Source organism: Aestuariivirga sp. (genome assembly GCF_046093005.1).
GTDB lineage: Bacteria > Pseudomonadota > Alphaproteobacteria > Rhizobiales > Aestuariivirgaceae > Aestuariivirga.
On sequence record NZ_JBJTER010000203.1, the window covers coordinates 1 to 3630 of the forward strand.

Sequence of the window (3630 nt, forward strand, 5' to 3'; positions counted from 1 at the left end):
CTTGTTGCGCTCCTGTTAGCGCCTTCTAGCTGAACCCCACATGAATCAAAGCTGAAGTCCTCGGCGGTCGCTTAGAGGTCCGCTTCGACCCCGCAGCCGCCAGCGTCTCGAGAGACCGGCCGCCCATGGAGCCGCCCAGGCCCAGGAGGGCGGCATCCAGCCATCCGAGGCGGTCATGATCGCCGTTGGCGCCTCGCCGGGGGCGGAGCCCTTGGGCGTAAAGCGCCAGGGCGATGTCTATGTCGTGAAGCTGAAGCAAGGCGGCAGTGTCATCCGGGTCAGCGTCGACGCCCGGAGCGGCAGTGTCGTATCCATCGAATGACGCCGCTTGGGGAGTGAAGCATGCGCCTGCTCGTCGTCGAGGACGATCCCGATCTCAACCGGCAGCTGGTCACCGCGCTGCAGGACGCGGGCTATGTGGTCGATACCGCCAGGGACGGCGAGGAGGGTCATTATCTCGGCGACACCGAACCCTATGACGCGGTGGTGCTCGACCTCGGCCTGCCGGTGCTGGATGGCGTGAGCGTGCTCGAAAAATGGCGCCGCGCCGGGCGCAAGATGCCGGTCCTGATCCTCACCGCGCGCGACCGCTGGAGCGACAAGGTGGCGGGCTTCGATGCGGGCGCCGACGACTACGTGGCCAAGCCTTTTCACATGGAGGAGCTGCTGGCGCGGGTCCGCGCCCTGCTGCGCCGCAGCGCCGGCCACGCCACCAGCGAAATCTCCTGCGGGCCGGTGACCCTCGACACCAAGAGCGCGCGCGTGACCGTCAACGGCACGGCGGTGAAGCTCACCTCGCTGGAGTTCCGGCTGCTCGCCTATCTCATGCACCACAAGGACAAGGTCGTGTCGCGCACGGAACTTGTCGAACACCTCTATGACCAGGACTTCGACCGCGATTCGAACACCATCGAGGTATTCGTGGGCCGGCTGCGCAAGAAGCTCGGCGCTGACGTGCTGCACACCATCCGCGGCATGGGCTATTGCGTGAGCGAAACGGGCAATGCGCCCTAGCTCGCTCTCCCGCCGCCTGATCCTGTCCTCGGCGCTGGTCAGCATCGTGCTGCTGGCGGCCACCGGCCTGCTGCTTGCAAGCCTGTTCGCCGCCGCCCTGGAACGCAACTTCGACGAACGCCTGCGCGCCGTGATGGATGGCGTTCTGGCCAATCTCGAGGTGACCGTCGACGGGGCTCCGAAACTGACGGGCGCGCTCGCCGACCCGCGCTTCGGACTGCCGCTCTCGGGCTGGTACTGGCAGGTGACGCCGGTGGACGCCGGCAAGGACCTGGCTTCGGCCTCGCTGCTCGAGCAGCGGCTTGTCGTGCCGGACGGCGGCGGTGGCGCGTTTTTTCTCGCCGACAGCAATGGCGTAACGCTCCGGGCCATCGCGCAGGTGTTCACGCTTCCCGGCAGCAACCGCGAATTCTCGGTGCTGGTGGCTGGCAATTACGACGCGCTGCGGGCCGAGGAGAAGGCCTTTAGCCGGGCCCTGGCGCTGAGCCTCCTGCTGCTGGGGCTGGGCCTTCTGCTGGCGATCTTCCTGCAGGTGCGCTTTGGCCTGCGGCCGCTGCGCGCCATGCAGGCCAATCTGATGGCCATCCGCCAGGGCCAGGCGGAACAGCTTAAGGGAGACTATCCCGCCGAGATCCAGCCGGTGGCGGAAGAACTGAACCTGCTGATCCAGTCTAACGCCGAAATCGTCGAGCGCGCCCGCACCCAGGTCGGCAATCTCGCGCATGCGCTGAAGACACCGCTCAGTGTCCTTACGAATGAGGCCGCCGGGCAGGATGACCTGCTCGCCGCCATGGTGCGCGAGCAGGCGGCGCTGATGCGCGACCAGGTGAACCTCTATCTCGACCGCGCGCGGCGCGCGGCGCGGGCCCAGGGGCTTGGCGCGGCGGCCGAGGTGAAGCCGGTGTTGGACGCGCTGGCCCGCACGCTGTCGCGCATCAACCAGGACCGGCGGATCGCCATTTCGGTCGACTGCCCGGAAGGCCTCAGGTTCCGCGGCGAGAAGCAGGACCTTGAAGAGATGGCGGGCAATCTGCTCGACAATGCCTGCAAATGGGCCTCAGGCCGGGTTACGGTGTCGGCGGCGCTGGACCCCGCCCTGGCGTCCGCCGGACGGAGCTTCCTGCGGCTTACCGTGGAGGATGACGGGCCGGGCCTGCCCGCTGAAAAGCGCGCCGAAGCGCTCAAGCGCGGACGCCGTCTCGACGAGAGCAAGCCCGGTTCGGGCCTTGGGCTGTCGATCGTTGCCGAAACGGCGGCTATGTATCAGGGCAGCATCACGCTGGGCGGCGCGGCGCTTGGCGGGCTCAGCGCCGGGCTCATTCTGCCCGCGGCAAGTTAGGGCAGGCTCCGCCTGCTTTCAACCCACCTTCACGCTGCGCATCAGAAATGCGGGCGCCGTGTGTTCGGTGAAGCCGCGGTTGTCCGGCGCATCGGCCAGTTCGCGCGCCGGCGCGGCTTGCGGTTTCGGCCGCGCGGCGCGCTTTGGCTGCGCGGCGGGCTCAGCGCGCTTCGCGGCGCGCGGCTCGCGTTCGCGGCGGGGCGCCCGCTCACGCCGCGGGCGATCAGGCTCGGCGGCGCGCGTCTCGACTGCTGCCAGCGCATCGGCGCTCAGTTCAAAATAGGGCACGTCTTTCTTGATCAGCGCTTCGATCGATTTCCAGTATTTGGCCTCGTCGGGCGTGACCAGCGTAAAGGCCTCGCCTTCGCGGCCAGCCCGGCCGGTGCGGCCGATGCGGTGGACATAGTCCTCGGCATGGGTGGGAACGTCATAGTTGAAGACGTGGCTCACTTCCGGAATGTCCAGCCCGCGGGCGGCCACGTCGGAGGCGATGAGATAGGTGATCTCGTTGTTGCGGAAGCCGGCCAGCGTCTTGAGCCGCGCCGACTGGTCCATGTCGCCGTGCAGCGCGCCGGCATTGAAGCCATGCGCCTGCAGTGATTTTTCGAGCAGCGCCACGGTGGTCTTGCGGTTGGCGAAGATGATGGCGTTCTTCACATTCGTCTGGGTACGGAGCAGCTGGCGCAGCGTCTCGCGCTTGGCCTTGGCTTCATGCGGGGCCTTGACCAGCCGCTGGGTGATCGTCTCCGCGGTGGAGGCTGGCCGCGATACTTCCACGCGCACCGGATTGTGCAGGAAGGCGCTGGTGAGCCGCTGGATCTCCGGCGGCATGGTGGCTGAGAAGAACAGCGTCTGCCGGGTGAAGGGCAGCAGCTTGCAGATGCGCTCAATGTCCGGGATGAAGCCCATGTCCAGCATCCGGTCTGCCTCGTCGATGACCAGCATGTTGATGCCGTTGAGCAGGAGCTTGCCGCGCTCGAAATGATCGAGCAGCCGGCCTGGCGTGGCGATCACCACATCGGCGCCGCGGTCGATCTTGAGGGCCTGCGGCTCGAAAGCCACGCCACCGATCAGCAGCGCCACGGAGAGATTGTGCAGTTTACCGAGCGTTTCGAACGCCTCGCGCACCTGATCCGCCAGCTCGGGGGTGGTTTCGTGGATCTGGGTGCGCGGCATGCGCGCGCGCGCCCGGCCGGCCTCCAGAAGGGACAGCATCGGCAGCACGAAGGCCGCCGTCTTGCCAGAGCCGGTCTGGGCGAGGCCCATCACGTCACGGC

General features: G+C 67.4%; 4 protein-coding genes. 3 read left to right on the forward strand and 1 reads right to left on the reverse strand.

All coding sequences use genetic code 11. The annotated features are described in order from the left end of the window. Nucleotides 1-175 precede the first annotated feature (175 nt). The 3 genes from ACKOED_RS17160 to ACKOED_RS17170 are packed head-to-tail and all read left to right on the forward strand — an operon-like array spanning nt 176 to nt 2353. Nucleotides 176-322 carry a hypothetical protein gene (locus tag ACKOED_RS17160; RefSeq protein ID WP_408917846.1) on the forward strand — a complete coding sequence of 49 codons (147 nt, stop codon included), beginning with the start codon at nt 176-178 and terminating at the stop codon, nt 320-322. 20 nt (nt 323-342) lie between these two features. Beyond that, the gene (locus ACKOED_RS17165) at nt 343-1014 is read left to right on the forward strand and encodes a response regulator transcription factor (protein WP_408917847.1); all 672 of its coding nucleotides are present in this window, start codon (nt 343-345) and stop codon (nt 1012-1014) included. Further along, on the forward strand, nt 1004-2353 hold the full coding sequence (locus ACKOED_RS17170) for a sensor histidine kinase (protein ID WP_408917848.1): 1350 nt from the start codon (nt 1004-1006) through the stop codon (nt 2351-2353). Before ACKOED_RS17165 ends, ACKOED_RS17170 begins: the two co-directional genes overlap by 11 nt. Before the next feature lie 18 nt (nt 2354-2371). Here ACKOED_RS17170 and ACKOED_RS17175 read toward each other — a convergent pair. Next, nucleotides 2372-3630: DEAD/DEAH box helicase (locus ACKOED_RS17175; RefSeq protein WP_408917849.1), on the reverse strand; the 1259-nt coding region annotated here is incomplete at its 5' end.